Source organism: Streptomyces sp. LUP47B (assembly GCF_001746295.1).
Classification (GTDB): domain Bacteria; phylum Actinomycetota; class Actinomycetes; order Streptomycetales; family Streptomycetaceae; genus Streptomyces.
The window spans coordinates 65,848-81,584 of sequence record NZ_MJAH01000009.1; the positions used below are offsets into that span (position 1 = coordinate 65,848).

Sequence of the window (15,737 nt, forward strand, 5' to 3'; positions counted from 1 at the left end):
CGTGAGCGCAGTCGTCACGCTCGCCGCCGAGACCGGCTACAACGGCACCGTCCTCAACGGCGCGTTGCTCGTCGCCCTGCCCATCGCGGTCCTCGGCGGCCTGGTCTCCTTCTTCTCGCCCTGCGTCCTGCCCCTGGTCCCGGGCTATCTGTCGTACGTCACCGGCGTCACCGGCACCGATCTGGCCGAGGCACGGCGCGGCCGGATGGTCGCGGGCGCCTCACTGTTCGTGCTCGGCTTCACCGCGGTGTTCGTCTCCAGCGGGGCGCTGTTCGGCTACTTCGGCCAGACGCTCCAGGAGAACCAGAGCGTGCTGTCCAAGGTGCTGGGCGTGCTCATGATCCTCATGGGCGTCTTCTTCATGGGCCTGATGCCCTGGATGACCCAGCGGGAGTTCCGCTTCCACAACAAGCCCACCATGGGCCTGGTCGGCGCCCCGCTGCTCGGCGCGCTGTTCGGCATCGGCTGGACCCCCTGCATCGGCCCCACCCTCGCCTCGGTGATCGCCCTGTCCTCCCAACAGGGCAGCGCGGGCCGCGGTGCCATACTGACCGTCGCCTACTGCCTCGGCCTCGGCATGCCCTTCGTGCTCGCCGCGGTCGCCTTCCGCAAGGCGCTCGGCGCCTTCGGCTGGGTCAAGCGCCACTACGTCTGGGTCATGCGCATCGGCGGCACCATGATGATCGTGACCGGACTGCTGCTGCTGACCGGCGCGTGGGACCGTCTCGTGCAGGACGTCCAGTCCTGGTCCGCCGGCTTCACTGTGGGGATCTGATCCATGAGCAAGACCACACCCGCCACCACCGACGCCCCCGTCGGCGACCAGGACCTCGGCGCCGCGGGCTCCCAGCTGTCCACCGCGCCCGCGGAGAGCCTGAGCATGCCCGCGCTGGGGGTCGTCGGCTGGGCCCGCTGGTTCTGGCGCCAGCTGACCTCCATGCGGGTCGCGCTGCTGCTGCTCCTGCTGGTGGCGCTCGGTGCCATCCCCGGCTCGCTGATCCCGCAGAGCGGGACCGACGCCACGAAGGTCGCCGACTTCGTCAAGAACAACCCCACCCTCGGGGACGTCTACGACAAGCTCGGCCTCTTCCACGTCTACAGCTCGGTGTGGTTCTCCGCGATCTACATCCTGCTGTTCGTCTCCCTCGTCGGCTGCATCGTGCCCCGCACCTGGCAGTTCGTCGGCCAGCTGCGCAGCCGTCCGCCGGGCGCCCCCAAGCGACTGACCCGGCTGCCCGCCTACACCACCTGGCGCACCGAGGCAGAGCCCGAGCAGGTCCGCGAGGCAGCGCTCGCCCTGCTGACGAAGAAGCGCTTCCGCGCCCACCTCGCCGGTGACAACGTCGCCGGTGAGAAGGGCTATCTGCGCGAGGTCGGCAACCTCGCCTTCCACATCGCGCTCATCGTGCTGCTGACGTCGTTCGCCTGGGGCCAGCTGTTCAAGTCCGAGGGCAACAAACTGGTCGTCGAGGGCGACGGCTTCTCCAACACCCTCACGCAGTACGACGACTTCAAGTCCGGGAACCTCTTCGACACCGGCGATCTGGTGCCGCTCAGCTTCAGGCTGAACAAGTTCACCGGCACCTACGAGACCTCCGGCCCCAACAAGGGCACCCCGCGCCTCTACCAGGCCGCCATCACCTACAGCGAGGGCGCCTACGGCAAGGGCCACAAGACCCTCGTCAAGGTCAACGAGCCGCTGGAGGTCGGCGACGCGAAGGTCTACCTCACCGCCCACGGCTACGCGCCCCTCATCACCGTGCGGGACGGCAAGGGCAACGTCGTCTTCCACGACGCCGTGGCGATGCTGCCGCTCGACTCCAACGTCACCTCCACCGGCGTGGTCAAGGTCCTCGACGGCTACAAGAACCCGAAGGGCGTCAGCGAGCAGCTGGGCATCTCGGCCTTCTTCCTGCCCACCTACACCAAGGGCAGCGAGACGGCCTCCACCTTCCCCGCGCTGAACAACCCGGTGCTCAACCTCGCGCCCTACCACGGCGACCTCGGCGTCGACTCGGGCATCCCGCAGAGCGTGTACCAGCTCGACAAGTCGCATGTGAAGGCGTTCAAGGACGCCAAGGGCGCGCAGCTCAGGGAGAACCTGAAGCCCGGCCAGACCATGCAGCTCCCGGGCGGCGCCGGTTCGGTCACCTACGAGGGCACCAAGCAGTGGGCGAACTTCCAGGTCGTCCAGCAGCCCGCCAGCGGCTGGGCTCTCGCCGGCGCCCTCACCGCGATCTTCGGCCTCGCCGCGTCCCTGTTCATCCAGCGCCGCCGGGTGTGGGTACGGGCGGTACGCGGCGCCGACGGGGTGACGGTCGTGGAGATGGCCGGCCTGGGCCGCAGCGAGTCGGCGAAGGTGCCGGAGGAACTGGGCGAACTCGCGGGGGTTCTCTACGACCAGGCGCCGGGGGCACCGGACCCCGACGCGGCCCCCAACACCCAGCACTCCGCCAAGTCCCCGCTCGCCGACCCCGCCCCGGAGCCGAGCACCGAGCCAACCACCCCCGACCCTCAAGTCGTACCTGCCGAAAGGCCTGAGAAATGACTCTCGCCGCCGCAACCGAGTTGGCCACCGCCACCAACGAGCACCTCGCCAACATCAGCAACACGCTGATCTACTCGTCGATGGCCGTCTACACGCTGGCCTTCTTCGCCTACATCGCCGAATGGCTCCTCGGCAGTCGCAGCAAGGTCGGCCGGACCGCCGCCGCGCTCACCGCCGACGCGAAGGCCAAGGCCAAGGCGCCAGCCGTCACCGTGAACAAGGGTGGCAGCACCGCCGTACTGGAGCGGCCGCAGGTCGTGGTGCGGTCCGCGGCCGGTTCGCGGGACGTGCCCGACGGGCCCGGTGCGCATGGCGGGGACGAGCAGGGCGACCTCTACGGGCGTATCGCCATCTCCCTCACGGTGCTCGCCTTTCTCGTCGAGCTCGCCGGGGTCGTCGCCCGCGCGGCCTCGGTGGAGCGGGCGCCCTGGGGCAACATGTACGAGTTCAACATCACCTTCTCCACGGTGGCCGTCGCCGTGTACCTGGGGCTGCTGGCCCTGAAGAAGAACGTGCGCTGGCTCGGGCTGTTCCTGGTCACCACGGTCCTCCTCGATCTCGGCCTGGCCGTCACTGTCTTGTACACCGCCAGCGACCAGTTGGTTCCCGCCCTTCACTCGTACTGGCTGTACATCCACGTCTCCACCGCGATCTTCTGCGGCGCGGTCTTCTACGTCGGCGCGGTCGCCACGATCCTGTACCTCTTCAAGGACAGCTACGAGAACAAGATCGCGTCCGGCGGCACTCCCGGCAGGTTCGCGAACTCCGTCCTCGACCGGCTGCCCGCCTCCGCGAGCCTCGACAAGTTCGCCTACCGGGTCAACGCGGCCGTCTTCCCGCTGTGGACGTTCACGATCATCGCGGGCGCGATCTGGGCCGGCGACGCGTGGGGCCGCTACTGGGGCTGGGACCCCAAGGAGACCTGGTCGTTCATCACCTGGGTCGCCTACGCCTGCTACCTGCACGCCCGCGCCACCGCCGGCTGGAAGGGCCGCAAGGCCGCCTACCTGGCGATGCTCGCCTTCGGCTGCTGGCTGTTCAACTACTACGGCGTCAACATCTTCGTCACCGGCAAGCACTCCTACGCCGGCGTCTGAACCCACGTACGGCCAAGGCCGGTTCCCCATGACCCAGGTCACGGGGAACCGGCCTTTCGTGTGCGGAACGCCGGGCTCCGCGCCACCCTGGTGTCATGAGCGGTTCCGTCGAGCAGGGCAGCAGCCGGACCCACGGCAGCACCCGCATCCTGCACTTCCTGGTGCGACTGCCGGTCCCCATGGAGACCGTCTGGCCGGCCGTGGCCACCGTGGAGGGGCTTAGGGTCTGGTGGACCGGGGTGGAGGTGCTCGAGCCCCGGCTCGGCGGCGCGGTCGTGCTGCCGGGTCTGGGGGAGGGGCAGGTCACCGCGTGGGACGTCGACCGGGTCGCGGAGTACACGCTGGAGCGGGGCGACCGGGTCCGCTTCCATCTCGAGCGGCACGGCGAGGCAGGGGCCGCACTGCGCTTCACGCACGAGTACGAGGGGGAGGGCGAGACCGAGTCCGGGTGGCGGGCTCGGTTTGAACGGCTGCTGGAAGCCCTGGACGCCTAGAAGTGTCCGGTCGGCACCGGATGGGTCAGGAGTCCGCCCTCTGGACATTCCACGGCCAATTTTGACACGGTGGGGCGCACCGGCCCGTAATCGAACGCGTGGTCGATGACGTCTTTCGGGAGACCGTCGTGTCCCTTTCCTTCTACGCCGCCCAGAGCACGTTCTCCGACCCGGGTGAGCTCGCTTCCCTCTACGGCGACCTGCCGCGCGACGCCGGTCAACTCGCCCGTGTCGTACGGGATGTGATGATCCATCGTGTCGAGGGCGAGCTCTTCGGGCACACCCACCCGGCCGACCGCCTGCACAACGACGCGGAGTCCCGCTACATCGACGACGTCCTGCGGATCCTCGTCGAGCGGAACGACGCCCCGCTGACCGTGCGCCGCGAGCCCGACGACCGGTTCGTCGGGACCTGCCGCGACTTCACGCTGCTCCACGTGTCCTTGTTGCGCCATGTCGGCATCCCGGCCCGGCTGCGGTCCGGATTCGCCGACTACTTCTGGCCGACCCGCTTCCACGGTGACCACGTGGTCACCGAGTACTGGGACGAGCAGCGGGGCTGGTTGCTCGCGGACGCGCAGCTGACCGACCCCGAGGTCACCGCCAACTGGCCCGTGGACTTCGACCCGATGGACGTCCCCCGGACACGTTTCCTCGTCGCCGGCGAGGCCTGGCGGGCGATCCGGGAGGACGGGGCGGACGAGACGGAGTTCGGGCTGCACCGGCCGACCGAGGGGCCCTTCTTCGGCGAGCGGTTCGTGGCCGGGAACATCCGGCTCGACCTCGCCGCGCTGAACAAGGTGGAGACGCTGCTGTGGGACGTCTGGGGTGAGGACGAGGGGGAGCCGGGGACGCCGTTGCCCGAGGCGTCGCGGGAGTTCTACGACCGGGTGGCCCCGGTGGTGAGCGGGGACGTGTCGTTCGAGGCCGCGCGGAAGCTGTTCGCCGAGGACGACGTGCTGCGGACGCCGTCAACGGTGACGTGTTACGCACCCTTCAATGGGACAAGTCTGGTGACTTTGCGTCAGGCGGTTCGTGGGTAGTTCGTCTGCGGGAGCGTTGTGGCTGGTCGCGCAGTTCCCCGCGCCCCTGAAGGGCGCTCCACCAGCCGGTGTGCGCATGTTGCCGTCAGCAACTCGCCCAGCAGTTCCGGGTCGTTGATGTCCAGGTCCAGCAACGACCCGATACGGTCCAGGCGTTGGTAAAGGGACTGGCGGCCGATGTGGAGCAGCGCCGCGGTGCGGGTCGGGGAGCAGCCGTTGCGGAGGTGGGTCTCCAGGGTGCGGACCAGGTCGCTCGGGTGAGCCGCCTCCCAGGCCAGCAACGGCCCCAGGGTGTGCTGCACCAGCGCCGCGAGGCGTTCCCGGTTGGCGTCCACGCCGCCCCGCGTCAGTTCGCGTTCCAGCGCCAGGGCCCGGGACGAGGTCACCAACGGGCCGTCGGGGGAGGCCGGTTCGGCCGCGGGCACGGTCAGTGCCAGTTCCAGCGTCGTACGCGCCGCCCGCAGCGTGTCGCTCCAGCGCAGCCAGCCGCCCTGGGAGGCGGAGACGGCGTGCCCCACCGCCACGGTCAGCCCGGGGTCGGCGGCCTTGCGGAACACTTCCTGCACCGCTTTCACGGGGTCACCGGGGCGCGCCCCGGGCAGGGACAGCAGCGCCAGGACATCCCCGGGGAACGCGGCCCGCAGCACGCCCGCACCGCCGAGCAGCCGTACCGCGCGGTCGACCGTCCCGACCTCCCGCGTGCCGTGCAGGGACACCCCGACCAGGCGGGCGCCGGGGCCGGGATGGAAGCCCGCGAGTGCCGCCCGCGCCTCGACCTCCGGCTGGTTCAGCGCCGCCCGGTCGGCCAGGTCGGCGAGCAGGGCCGCCGTATGGTCGTCGCCCCATGGCCGTACGACCGAACGGCCCGAGAGCCCGCGGGCCACGATCGCCCGGTTGGCGGCCTCCGTGATGCGGACGAAGGGCACGACCCGGTGCAGGGCCAGGAGCGGCAGCTCACGGCGGCGGGCCTCGTCGACCACCTCGGCGGGCATCGCCGGCAGGGACCGCCCGACCTCCACGGCCAGCCCGGCGACGCCCCGGGAGGCCAGCTCGCGGACGTAACGGCGACGGACCTCCTCGCCGGCGTCCATCAGCCCGAAACCGTTGGTGAGCAGCAGCTCGCCGCCGTCCAGGAAGTTCGCGCCCTCGTAGACCTCGCTGGAATGGACCCAGCGCACCGGGCGGTCCAGCGCGGTGTGTCCGGCCAGCAGCTCGGGTTCGGCGGCGCGGACGGGATCGAGGGCCAGGATCTCGCGAAGAGTGAGTGCGGGCATGCATGCCTCCCGACAGTTCGTCCGGCTGTGGGCTGCCGGGAGAGTACTTTCCGCACGTTGCCCTCGTGTTTCGGCCACAGGAGAGTGAGAGACATGGATCAGGCACAGGCTCATCAGTGGCTCGCCATCGCCGTCGAGGAGGCCCGCGCCGGGCTCGCCGAGGGCGGCATCCCCATCGGGGCCGCGCTCTACGGCGCCGACGGCACGCTCCTCGGGCGCGGGCACAACCGGCGCGTCCAGGACGACGACCCCTCCATGCACGCGGAGACGGCCGCTTTCCGGGCGGCGGGACGGCAGCGGTCGTATCGCGGTACGACGATGGTGACCACCCTCTCGCCCTGCTGGTACTGCTCCGGTCTGGTCCGGCAGTTCGGGATCGGCCGGGTCGTCGTCGGGGAGGCCACCACCTTCCACGGCGGGCACGACTGGCTCGCCGAACACGGTGTGGACATCGTGCTCGTCGACGATCCCGCGTGCGTCCGGCTGATGCGCGACTTCATCGAGAACAACCCGGCACTGTGGAACGAGGACATCGGTGACTGACACCCCCCAGCCCCGCATCCCCACCATCGACCTGCGGCCCTGGCTCTCCGCGGACCCCGGCGCCCGCGCCGCCATCGCCCGCACCCTGGACGAGGCCCTGCAGACCGCCGGGTTCTTCCTGGTCACCGGGCACGGCGTCGACCCGGCGCTGCGCTCCCGGATCCGGGAGGCCGCACGGACGTTCTTCCGGATGCCCGCGGACGTCAAGCAGCCGTACTCCGCGAAGGTCGGCGGCCGCGGCTGGCTCGGTCCCGGCGCCGAGGCCAACGGCTACTCGGAGGGCACCGAGACCCCGCCGGACCTGAAGGAGTCGCTGACCTTCGCCACCCACGAGCCCTTCGAGGACCCGGTCGTCAACGCGGAGTGGTACGCGCCGAACGTCTGGCCCGCCGAGGTGCCCGAGCTCCGGACGCTGTGCGAGGAGTACCTGGAGCGGATGGGCGACCTGGAGAAACGGTTGCTGTCGCTCCTCGGCGAGGCCCTCGGGCTCGAACCCGACTTCTTCTCCCGGCACATGGACCATCCGACGTACGGCTTCAACATCAACTGGTACCCGGGCACGGAGGTGATCGGGGAGCCGCAGCCGGGCCAGTTCCGCATCGGCCCGCACACCGACTTCGGCACGGTGACGATCCTCGACCGGCAGGCCGGCAAGGGCGGGCTCCAGGTGTTCACGGACGAGGGCGGCTGGGAGGACGCGCCCTTCGACCCGGACGCCTTCACGATCAACATCGGTGACCTGATGGCCCGTTGGACGGGGGACCGGTGGCGGTCCGGACGGCACCGGGTGCTGCCGCCCCCGGCCGACGCGCCCGCCGAGGAGCTGATGTCCCTCGTCTACTTCGGTGAGTGCACCCCGGGCACGACCGTGGAGTCAGTACCGGCACCGGTCGGGCGGGTGGCGCACGAACCCGTCGACTCCCACGTGTACTTGAGGGCGAAGCTGGACTCGATCACGGTCGGCTGAGGCGGTCCAGGGTCCCCCGCAGCCCTTCCGGCCATGGGGGATACAGTGCGACGGCCGTTTTCCGGGGCGGCCGTCGCAGCTGGGGGAGAGATGAGGAAGCGCACCGCCGTACAGGGACTGCTCGTCACGGCGACCGCCCTCGTCGCCGCGGCCGCCGGAGTCGGCGGCACCCTGCTCCACCAGCGGATCACCGCCCCGGACACCGCGGCCGTCGACGCGCAGGCCGCAGCCCTCGCCCAGGACCTGCGCCAGGACCTGACCGCCGGCTTCCACTCGGCGGGCGGCGGCACCTACGGCGGGCAGTTCACCGAGGGCACGATCGTCGCGCAGGTCGAGGAACACGGCGGCGCGCTGCTGCGCATCGACGCGGACGGCGCCCTCGGCCACACCGCCGAGGTGATGCTGGGCTTGGTGCCGCCCACCGGGACGACCGTCTCCGCGCGCGCCTACCCCGTCCGCTGCTACCGCTTCGCCTTCGCCCGTGGCGCCTTCAGCGTGAAGCACACCGACATGACCTGCCCGAACGCCCGGGCCGACGGCCGACCCGGCAGCCTCGCCGCACAGCTGGGCGGACTGCTCGCCCGGCAGCCCGCCACCGCAGGCGCCTACCGCAAGATGTCGGCCGCCGGCTACGACCACACCGCCGACGGCGCCACCCGGTTCCTGACCGACAAGGGCCTGATCTCCGCCAAGGACACGGTGACCGACCTCTCCGGCAGGGAGGCCGGCACCGGCGTCCACGCCGTGGCCCTGCGCGTCAACGGCGTCTGCCACTACCTGCGCATGGACTCCTCGTCCGGTGCCGCCGACCTGATCCCCCTGTGGGCGGCTCCGGCCGACGAACAGCACACCTGCCGGGCCCGACAGGCGGTCACCGCCTCCGCGTTGTACGGCAGTGACCCGGCGAAGGAGGGCTGAGCGGTCACCGCGCCGGTGACCGCCTGCGCAGCGCCGCGTAGAGCACCGCGCTCACCGCGAAGCCGACCACGGGGGTGATGTCCCCGAACGACGGCCAGTGCTCCGGTACGTAGCCGACGTAGTCCTCCTGGTTGGAGAAGAGCGGCACGGAGACCGCAACGCCGATCAACAGGGCCGCAAGACCCGGCCAGTTGGTGAAGGAGCGGTCGGTCAGACGGGCCGCCGACTGCTCCTGGGGCACCCGCGCCCGCAGCCACCGCTCCACCAGGACCACGCCCAGCCAGGGCGCCACCCAGTACGCGATCACCAGCAGGAACGCCTCGTACGCCGCCCCCGCGTCCGAGAGCGACGCCCACGCCGCCGCCGTACCGGCGACGCCGGACACCACGACCAGCACGCTCCGGCTCAGCCAGGCGGGCAGGTTCAGGCCGAAGGAGGCGATCGAGATGGCGCCGGAGTACACGTTGAGGGCGTTCGCCGAGACCCCGCCCAGGATGATCGCGAGCAGCACCAGGTCGCCGAGCCAGCCCGGGAGATGGCCGGTGAAGGCCGCCGTCGGGGTCGCGTCCTTCGGGGCCACGATGGTCGCCGAGGCCGCGCCGATCACCGCGACCACGGTGACCGACAGGAACAGGCCGAGCGCCGGGTACAGGACCGTCCTGGCCTTGTTCGCCGTACGGGGGAGATAGCGGGAGTAGTCCGAGGCGTACGGGTTCCAGCCCGCCGCGTAGCCCCAGGCCGCGCTGAACGCGAGCAGGAAGCCGCCGATCCCGCCGCCCGTGCCGCCCCCGCCGAGGTGCGCGTCCTTGAAGGTCCACACCCCGGCCAGCAGGAAGATCACCGCGAGCGCGGGGAAGGCGTACTTCTCGAAGACGTGGACGAAGTTGTGGCCGATGAAACCGATCAGGATCTCGGCGGCCACCACGAGCAGCAGGGACGGCAGCGGCCGCAGCCCGGTCAGGGTGTTGAGCGCGAAGGCCGCGCTCACGCTGTTCACCGCGAACCAGCCGACGCCCGCCACCAGGCCGTTGGCCGCGGCGGGCAGGATGTTGCCGCGGTGGCCGAAGGAGAGGCGGCCGATCACCATCTGCGGTACCCCGAACCGCGGCCCGTCCAGGGACAGCACGCCCTGGGTGAGCGCGCCGAGCGCGGTGCCGAGCACGATGGCGGCCGTGGCCTGCCAGAAGCTCAGACCGAAGAAGAGGACCGCGATCACACCGATGAAGACGGTCGCGAACTCGATGTTCGGAGAGGCCCAGGTCCACAGCAGTTGCAGCGGACCGCCGTGGCGTTCGGACTCGGGAATGGGCTCCGAGCCCGCCGACTCGACGGCGATGACCTTGTCACCATAGGCGGGGGCGAGGGTGCCGGCGGAGTCGGCGGGAGCTGTCGTCATGCGAGGTAAGTGTCCGGTCCGTACCGGCCTGCGCCCAGGGGCGCATTGTCCGTTTCGGGGGGCCCGCCGACGTACACCTTGTCAGGAGGCGTCCTTGGGGCCCTCGCCGGACTCCCGGCGCTTCAGCTCCTCCTCGCGACGGCGCAGGTCGGCCTCCCAGTCCTTGAGGAGCGCCTCGTCCTTCTTGTTCTCCGCCTTCAGGGAGTTCAGGAACTCCGGGTTGTCGTCGGGAGCGACGTACTGCGTGCGGTGGTTGCGGTGCCACTCCGAGGGCGTACGGCCGTTCACCGGCGGGGTGCGCAGCTTGCCGGCCGCGAGCCACGCGACGGGGCCGACGATCCAGAACAGCAGGATGATGAACACCCAGGCGATCTTGGGGAGGTGCTTGGCCTCGTCCTCGGGGGTGTTGAGGCAGTCGATGAACGCGTAGATCGTCAGCGCCAGCGGGATCAGGTACATCAGCAGCCGGAACATGTGCTTTTGGCCCCCAGGGAACGTTGTGTGGAGCCTGTGACAGGCCCCTGACGGGGTCAGGGTAGCGGCTCGGGGATACTGGACCCCATGGCTTACGACGATCTTCGCTCCCTGCTCAGGGCACTGGAACGCGAGGGAGACCTCAAGCGGATCAAGGCCGAGGTCGACCCGTATCTCGAGGTCGGGGAGATCGTCGACCGGGTGCAGAAGGCAGGCGGTCCCGCGCTGCTCTTCGAGAACGTCCGCGGGTCCGCGATGCCGCTCGCCATGAACGTCTTCGGGACCGACCGGCGACTGCTGAAGGCCCTGGGCCTGAAGTCGTACGGCGAGATCTCCGAGAAGATCGGCGGACTGTTGCGGCCCGAGCTGCCGCACGGGTTCGTGGGCGTACGGGAGGCCTTCGGCAAGCTCGGCGCGATGACGCACGTCCCGCCGAAGAAGGTGAAGTCCGACAGCGCCCCGGTCCAGGAGGTCGTCCTCACCGGGGACGACGTCGATCTCGACCAGCTCCCGGCCCTCTTCACCTGGCCGCAGGACGGCGGGTCCTTCTTCAACCTGGGCCTGACCCACACCAAGGACCCGGAGTCCGGGATCCGCAACCTCGGTCTGTACCGCCTGCAGCGCCACGACAAGCGCACGATCGGCATGCACTGGCAGATCCACAAGGACAGCCGCAACCACTACCAGGTCGCGGCCCGGCGGGGCGAACGCCTCCCGGTGGCCATCGCCTTCGGCTGCCCGCCCGCCGTCACCTACGCCTCCACGGCCCCCCTCCCCGGCGACATCGACGAATACCTCTTCGCCGGGTTCATCGCGGGCAAGCGGATCGAGATGGTGGACTGCAAGACGGTCCCGCTCCAGGTCCCGGCGCAGGCCGAGGTGGTCATCGAGGGGTGGCTGGAGCCGGGCGAGATGCTGCCCGAGGGACCCTTCGGCGACCACACCGGGTTCTACACACCGCAGGAGCCGTTCCCGGCGCTGAGGATCGACTGCGTGACGATGCGGAAGCGGCCACTGCTTCAGTCGATCGTCGTAGGCCGCCCCCCGACGGAGGACGGACCGCTGGGTCGCGCCACGGAACGCTTCTTCCTCCCCCTGCTGAAGATCATCGTGCCGGACATCGTGGACTACCACCTGCCCGAGGCGGGCGGCTTCCACAACTGCGCGATCGTCTCGATCGACAAGAAGTACCCGAAGCACGCGCAGAAGGTGATGCACGCGGTCTGGGGGGCACACATGATGTCCCTGACCAAGCTGATCGTGGTCGTCGACGCCGACTGCGATGTGCACGATCTGCACGAGGTCGCCTGGCGGGCGCTGGGCAACACGGACTACGCCCGTGACCTCTCGGTCGTCGAGGGACCCGTCGATCACCTCGACCATGCCTCCTACCAGCAGTTCTGGGGCGGCAAGGCGGGCATCGACGCGACGAGGAAGTGGCCCGAGGAGGGCTACACACGGGACGGCGGCTGGCCCGAGATGGTCCTGTCCGACCCCGAGACGGCGGCGAAGGTCGACCGCCGGTGGAAGGAGTACGGGCTGTGAGCAGCGCCTCCGCGGCACTCCCGCAACCGGGACGCACGAAAGCCTTCCTGCGGCTGGTGATGATCGAGCACTCGGTCTTCGCGCTGCCGTTCGCGTACATCGCCGCGCTGACCGCGATGTTCGAGTGGGACAAGAACATCCACTGGGGGCGGCTGCTCCTGGTCACGATCTGCATGGTCGGGCTGCGGACCTTCGCCATGGCGGTCAACCGGATCATCGACCGGGAGATCGACGCGCGGAACCCCCGGACGGCACAGCGGGAGCTGGTCACCGGTGCGATGTCGGTGAAGCACGCCTGGACCGGCGCGCTGGTCGCGGTCGTGGTCTTCCTCGGCTCGGCGGCGCTGCTGAACCCGCTGTGCCTGGCGCTGGCCCCCGTCGCGGTGATCCCGATGGTGGTCTACCCGTACGGCAAGCGGTTCACGAACTTCCCGCAAGCCATCCTGGGTCTGGCCCAGGCGATGGGGCCGGTGGGCGGCTGGCTCGCGATCACCGGGGAGTGGTCCTGGGACGCGGTGCTGCTCGGTCTCGCGGTGGGCATCTGGATCGGCGGGTTCGACCTGATCTACGCCTGCCAGGACGTGGAGACGGACCGGGAGATCGGCGTCATGTCGGTGCCGGCGCGCTTCGGCATTCCCGCGGCGATCTGGGGTGCCCGGGTCTGTCACTTCCTGACGATGTCCCTCCTCATCTGGTACGCCGTCGCCACCGAGGCGGGCGGGTTCTTCTGGGTGGGGCTGATGATCGTCGCGGGTGCGTTCGTGTACGAGCACTCGATCGTGCGGCCGCATGATCTGTCCCGCCTGAACCGGGCGTTCTTCAGCGTCAACGGGTTCATCGGGATTGCCCTGTTCGTGTGCGCGCTGCTGGATCTCCTGGTTCGTGGCCTGACCGTGTAAGTACGGTGCGCCTACCATCGAGGGCAGGACCTCAGGAGGCCACCGTGACTGTCATCTCGGACCTTGACCGCCTGCACTCGCAGCTCAGCAAGCTGGAGGACATGTTCCCCGGCTATCTGACGGAGATTGTCGAGGGCAGCATCGTGATGAACCCGGTCAGGCCGTTCCACGGGAAGACGATCCTCAGGGTGTCAGCCGGCCTTGAGGAGCAGCTGTCACCGGAGTGGGCCTTGGTGAGTGATGTGGCGTTCCCCTTCGACGACGCCAATGAGTTCTGCCCGGACATCGCCGTCATCCCGGCAGAGGCGGAGGCCGAGAACCGCAGCTCTTACCCCGCTGATCTGATCGAGTTCGTAGCTGAGGTGGTGTCGCCGGAGAGCGTGCGTCGTGACTACGAGATCAAGCCGCGCTGGTACGCCTCCCGAGGCATCGCCAACTACGTGATCCTCGATCCGCTGCAGGGCCACGCCGTCGCCATGTGGAACCCAGGACCCGACGGGTACCGAGGCCGCGACACTCTCCCCTACGGCCCCGACCTGGCCGTCGACTCCCCGCTCGGCAAGCTGACGATCCCCACCTCCCGACTCCCCGTCGACCCGAAGGCCCGGCCTCAGACCTGAACCACTCCGCGCCCAGCCCGGCGCTTGAACACGAACGCCGTCGCCACTCCCGCCACCAGTCCCAGCAGGTGCCCCTGCCAACTGACCCCCGTCTGCGTTCGCGCCAGGCCCACCAAGATCGACGTGCCCCAGACCGCCGCCACCAGCAGCCCCACCAGCACCCCCAGCGGGCGCCGCTCCACGAAGCCGGTGACCAGCAGGTAGCCGAACAGGCCGAAGATCAGGCCCGACGCGCCCGCCGTGTTGGTGTGGGCCGGGGCTATGAGCCAGACGCCCAGGCCGTCGGCCACGATGATCAGGGCGCAGACGGCGGCGAACCGGCGCAGGCCGCCGAGGGCCGCGAGGAAGCCCATGACCAGCAGCGGGACGCTGTTCGCGGCCACGTGGGCGAAGCCGAAGTGGATGAAGGCGGCCGGGACGACGTCGATCAGCTCGGACGGGGTGCGTGGCGTGATGCCGAGGCCGTCGAGGGCGTGGCCGCTCGCCACGTCCACCACTTCCAGCAGCCACAGCAGCGCGACCCAGCCGACCATCAGCTTGGCCGCGGCCTTGGCGCGGTCACCGCGCGACCACTCGAGTTCCCTGCCCGTCATGGCACCCCCCACCACTCACTCGTCCCCATCCAGGGAACGACCGGCCCCCTTGGCCGGTTCCCACCCTGCGACGCCGGATAGGCTCGGGGGTGTGAACCCAGTCAAGCCAGGAGAGACGCGGCGTACGCCTTGGATCGTAGGGGTGTCCGGCGCCTCCGGCACCCCGTATGCCGCGTCCGTGCTGCGTGCGCTCCTCGCCGCCGGTGAGAGCGTCGACCTGGTGGTCTCCCGTGCCTCGCGGCTCACCCTCCTCGACGAGACGGGGATCTCCTTCCGGGACGCGCACTGGCGCGAGGACCTGCGGGAATGGCTGGACCGGGGGGCGGACGGAAAGCCCGGCACCTTCGAGGCGGACATCGCCGACGTGCGGTACTGGAACGCCGGGGACCTGGCCGCGGGGCCGTCCTCGGGGTCGTATCCGAGCAAGGGCATGCTGATCGTCCCCGCCTCCACCGCCTGCGTGGCCGGAGTCGCCCTCGGCCTCTCCAAGGACCTGCTGCAGCGGGCCGCGAGCGTCACCCTCAAGGAGCGCCGCAAGCTGGTCGTGGCCGTACGGGAGACCCCCTTGAACGGCCAGACCCTCCGGCATCTCGTCACGCTCGACGACGCCGGCGCGAGCGTGGTCCCGGCCTCGCCGGGTTTCTACGCGGGCGCCACCCACATCCAGGACCTGGTGGACTTCGTCGCCGGGCGGGTGCTGGACGCGGCGGGCGTCCGGCACGACCTGTACCGACGCTGGCAGGGCGAGCTGGGCGGCGGCACGTCGGATCAGTAACGCAAACGGTCGGTAAGGCAAGCGGTCAGCAAGGCACGTGGCAGTACCTCTCATCACTTCAGGCACTTTTCAGCGGAAGGCTTCGATCGCATGGACGCGGTGGACAGGCAGCTCATCCAGGCCCTGAGGGAGAACGGCCGGGCCTCCTACGCGGAGCTGGGGCGCCTCGTCGGTCTGTCGGGACCCAGCGTCACCGACCGCATCAACCGGCTGGAGGCGGCCGGGGTCATCACCGGTTACCGGGCCACCGTCGACGCCGCCTCGCTCGGCCTCGGTGTCACCGCGCTGATCGGTATCTCGCTGGGGGACGCGGTCGACCACGAGGACGTGGCGCGCCGGCTGCGGGACCTCGGGGAGATCGAGGACTGCTGGTTCATCGCGGGCGACGACTCGTACATGCTGAAGGTCCGGGCGTCGGACGTCGACGGTCTGGAGAAGATCATCCGGCGGTTGTCCGGGACCAAGGGCGTCTCCCGGACCCGTACCACGATCGTGCTCTCCACGAAGTGGGAGAACCGGGTCGGAGAGCTGCCCGAAGAGGTGTAGACGTA

General features: G+C 70.0%; 17 protein-coding genes. 13 read left to right on the forward strand and 4 right to left on the reverse strand.

Annotated elements, in window-relative coordinates; translation table 11 throughout:
• The first annotated feature begins 1 nt into the window (after position 1).
• The 5 genes from BFN33_RS26545 (at position 2) to BFN33_RS26565 (ending at position 5,182) form a co-directional block, all read left to right on the forward strand.
• A complete protein-coding gene (locus tag BFN33_RS26545; RefSeq protein ID WP_069762687.1) occupies positions 2-775 on the forward strand; it encodes a cytochrome c biogenesis CcdA family protein in 774 nt (257 codons plus the stop codon).
• 3 nt (positions 776-778) lie between these two features.
• Positions 779-2,548 (forward strand): cytochrome c biogenesis protein ResB, encoded by a 1,770-nt coding sequence (locus tag BFN33_RS26550; protein WP_069762688.1) that lies wholly within the window; start codon positions 779-781, stop codon positions 2,546-2,548.
• Complete coding sequence (gene ccsB / locus BFN33_RS26555; protein WP_062042013.1) at positions 2,545-3,645, forward strand: c-type cytochrome biogenesis protein CcsB; 1,101 nt, start codon at positions 2,545-2,547, stop codon at positions 3,643-3,645. The genes BFN33_RS26550 and ccsB overlap by 4 nt, the downstream gene beginning before the upstream one ends.
• A gap of 95 nt (positions 3,646-3,740) precedes the next feature.
• On the forward strand, positions 3,741-4,139 hold the full coding sequence (locus tag BFN33_RS26560; RefSeq protein WP_069762689.1) for a hypothetical protein: 399 nt from the start codon (positions 3,741-3,743) through the stop codon (positions 4,137-4,139).
• A gap of 128 nt (positions 4,140-4,267) precedes the next feature.
• Positions 4,268-5,182, forward strand: coding sequence for a transglutaminase-like domain-containing protein (locus BFN33_RS26565; RefSeq protein WP_069762902.1), 915 nt, complete (start codon positions 4,268-4,270; stop codon positions 5,180-5,182).
• On the opposite strand, the gene BFN33_RS26570 is transcribed toward BFN33_RS26565, so the two are convergent.
• On the reverse strand, positions 5,164-6,456 hold the full coding sequence (locus tag BFN33_RS26570; RefSeq protein ID WP_069762690.1) for a PucR family transcriptional regulator: 1,293 nt from the start codon (positions 6,454-6,456) through the stop codon (positions 5,164-5,166). The genes BFN33_RS26565 and BFN33_RS26570 overlap by 19 nt on opposite strands.
• A 93-nt stretch (positions 6,457-6,549) precedes the next feature.
• Between BFN33_RS26570 and BFN33_RS26575 the strand changes: the two genes are divergently transcribed.
• The 3 genes from BFN33_RS26575 to BFN33_RS26585 all read left to right on the forward strand — a co-directional run bounded on the left by BFN33_RS26575 (position 6,550) and on the right by BFN33_RS26585 (position 8,884).
• Positions 6,550-6,999 (forward strand): nucleoside deaminase, encoded by a 450-nt coding sequence (locus BFN33_RS26575; RefSeq protein ID WP_176742476.1) that lies wholly within the window; start codon positions 6,550-6,552, stop codon positions 6,997-6,999.
• Entirely contained in the window at positions 6,992-7,966 is a 975-nt protein-coding gene (locus BFN33_RS26580; protein ID WP_069762692.1) for an isopenicillin N synthase family oxygenase, read from the forward strand. Before BFN33_RS26575 ends, BFN33_RS26580 begins: the two co-directional genes overlap by 8 nt.
• 90 nt (positions 7,967-8,056) lie before the next feature.
• A complete protein-coding gene (locus BFN33_RS26585) occupies positions 8,057-8,884 on the forward strand; it encodes a hypothetical protein (RefSeq protein WP_069762693.1) in 828 nt (275 codons plus the stop codon).
• Positions 8,885-8,888: 4 nt separating this feature from the next.
• On the opposite strand, the gene BFN33_RS26590 is transcribed toward BFN33_RS26585, so the two are convergent.
• Both BFN33_RS26590 and BFN33_RS26595 read right to left on the reverse strand, forming a co-directional pair.
• Positions 8,889-10,280 carry a cytosine permease gene (locus BFN33_RS26590; RefSeq protein WP_069762694.1) on the reverse strand — a complete coding sequence of 464 codons (1,392 nt, stop codon included), beginning with the start codon at positions 10,278-10,280 and terminating at the stop codon, positions 8,889-8,891.
• An 81-nt stretch (positions 10,281-10,361) separates the two neighbouring features.
• On the reverse strand, positions 10,362-10,754 hold the full coding sequence (locus BFN33_RS26595; RefSeq protein WP_069762695.1) for a PLD nuclease N-terminal domain-containing protein: 393 nt from the start codon (positions 10,752-10,754) through the stop codon (positions 10,362-10,364).
• Between the two features lie 87 nt (positions 10,755-10,841).
• Here BFN33_RS26595 and BFN33_RS26600 point away from each other — a divergent pair, with 87 nt between their 5' ends.
• The 3 genes from BFN33_RS26600 (at position 10,842) to BFN33_RS26610 (ending at position 13,818) form a co-directional block, all read left to right on the forward strand.
• Positions 10,842-12,299 (forward strand): menaquinone biosynthesis decarboxylase, encoded by a 1,458-nt coding sequence (locus tag BFN33_RS26600; RefSeq protein WP_069762696.1) that lies wholly within the window; start codon positions 10,842-10,844, stop codon positions 12,297-12,299.
• Positions 12,296-13,198 carry a menaquinone biosynthesis prenyltransferase MqnP gene (mqnP, locus tag BFN33_RS26605; RefSeq protein WP_069762697.1) on the forward strand — a complete coding sequence of 301 codons (903 nt, stop codon included), beginning with the start codon at positions 12,296-12,298 and terminating at the stop codon, positions 13,196-13,198. Before BFN33_RS26600 ends, mqnP begins: the two co-directional genes overlap by 4 nt.
• 101 nt (positions 13,199-13,299) lie before the next feature.
• The gene (locus tag BFN33_RS26610) at positions 13,300-13,818 is read left to right on the forward strand and encodes a Uma2 family endonuclease (protein ID WP_069762903.1); all 519 of its coding nucleotides are present in this window, start codon (positions 13,300-13,302) and stop codon (positions 13,816-13,818) included.
• Here BFN33_RS26610 and BFN33_RS26615 read toward each other — a convergent pair.
• A complete protein-coding gene (locus BFN33_RS26615; RefSeq protein WP_069762698.1) occupies positions 13,809-14,411 on the reverse strand; it encodes a rhomboid family intramembrane serine protease in 603 nt (200 codons plus the stop codon). The two genes, BFN33_RS26610 and BFN33_RS26615, sit on opposite strands and share 10 nt — an antisense overlap.
• 91 nt (positions 14,412-14,502) lie before the next feature.
• On the opposite strand from BFN33_RS26615, the gene BFN33_RS26620 reads away from it, so the two are divergent.
• Together BFN33_RS26620 and BFN33_RS26625 are read left to right on the forward strand one after the other, a co-directional pair.
• The gene (locus BFN33_RS26620) at positions 14,503-15,186 is read left to right on the forward strand and encodes a UbiX family flavin prenyltransferase (protein WP_069762699.1); all 684 of its coding nucleotides are present in this window, start codon (positions 14,503-14,505) and stop codon (positions 15,184-15,186) included.
• A 90-nt stretch (positions 15,187-15,276) separates the two neighbouring features.
• Complete coding sequence (locus tag BFN33_RS26625; protein ID WP_069762700.1) at positions 15,277-15,732, forward strand: Lrp/AsnC family transcriptional regulator; 456 nt, start codon at positions 15,277-15,279, stop codon at positions 15,730-15,732.
• Positions 15,733-15,737: the final 5 nt, after the last annotated feature.

What these genes read in the sequence shown, in the direction of transcription:
- BFN33_RS26585 (WP_069762693.1), top strand. Translation starts at nt 8,057, where the DNA reads ATGAGGAAGCGCACCGCCGTACAGGGACTGCTCGTCACGGCGACCGCC.
- BFN33_RS26615 (WP_069762698.1), bottom strand. Translation starts at nt 14,411, where the DNA reads ATGACGGGCAGGGAACTCGAGTGGTCGCGCGGTGACCGCGCCAAGGCC.
- ccsB (WP_062042013.1), top strand. Translation starts at nt 2,545, where the DNA reads ATGACTCTCGCCGCCGCAACCGAGTTGGCCACCGCCACCAACGAGCAC.
- BFN33_RS26595 (WP_069762695.1), bottom strand. Translation starts at nt 10,754, where the DNA reads ATGTTCCGGCTGCTGATGTACCTGATCCCGCTGGCGCTGACGATCTAC.
- BFN33_RS26550 (WP_069762688.1), top strand. Translation starts at nt 779, where the DNA reads ATGAGCAAGACCACACCCGCCACCACCGACGCCCCCGTCGGCGACCAG.
- BFN33_RS26590 (WP_069762694.1), bottom strand. Translation starts at nt 10,280, where the DNA reads ATGACGACAGCTCCCGCCGACTCCGCCGGCACCCTCGCCCCCGCCTAT.
- BFN33_RS26560 (WP_069762689.1), top strand. Translation starts at nt 3,741, where the DNA reads ATGAGCGGTTCCGTCGAGCAGGGCAGCAGCCGGACCCACGGCAGCACC.
- BFN33_RS26600 (WP_069762696.1), top strand. Translation starts at nt 10,842, where the DNA reads ATGGCTTACGACGATCTTCGCTCCCTGCTCAGGGCACTGGAACGCGAG.
- BFN33_RS26625 (WP_069762700.1), top strand. Translation starts at nt 15,277, where the DNA reads ATGGACGCGGTGGACAGGCAGCTCATCCAGGCCCTGAGGGAGAACGGC.
- BFN33_RS26575 (WP_176742476.1), top strand. Translation starts at nt 6,550, where the DNA reads ATGGATCAGGCACAGGCTCATCAGTGGCTCGCCATCGCCGTCGAGGAG.
- BFN33_RS26610 (WP_069762903.1), top strand. Translation starts at nt 13,300, where the DNA reads ATGTTCCCCGGCTATCTGACGGAGATTGTCGAGGGCAGCATCGTGATG.
- BFN33_RS26570 (WP_069762690.1), bottom strand. Translation starts at nt 6,456, where the DNA reads ATGCCCGCACTCACTCTTCGCGAGATCCTGGCCCTCGATCCCGTCCGC.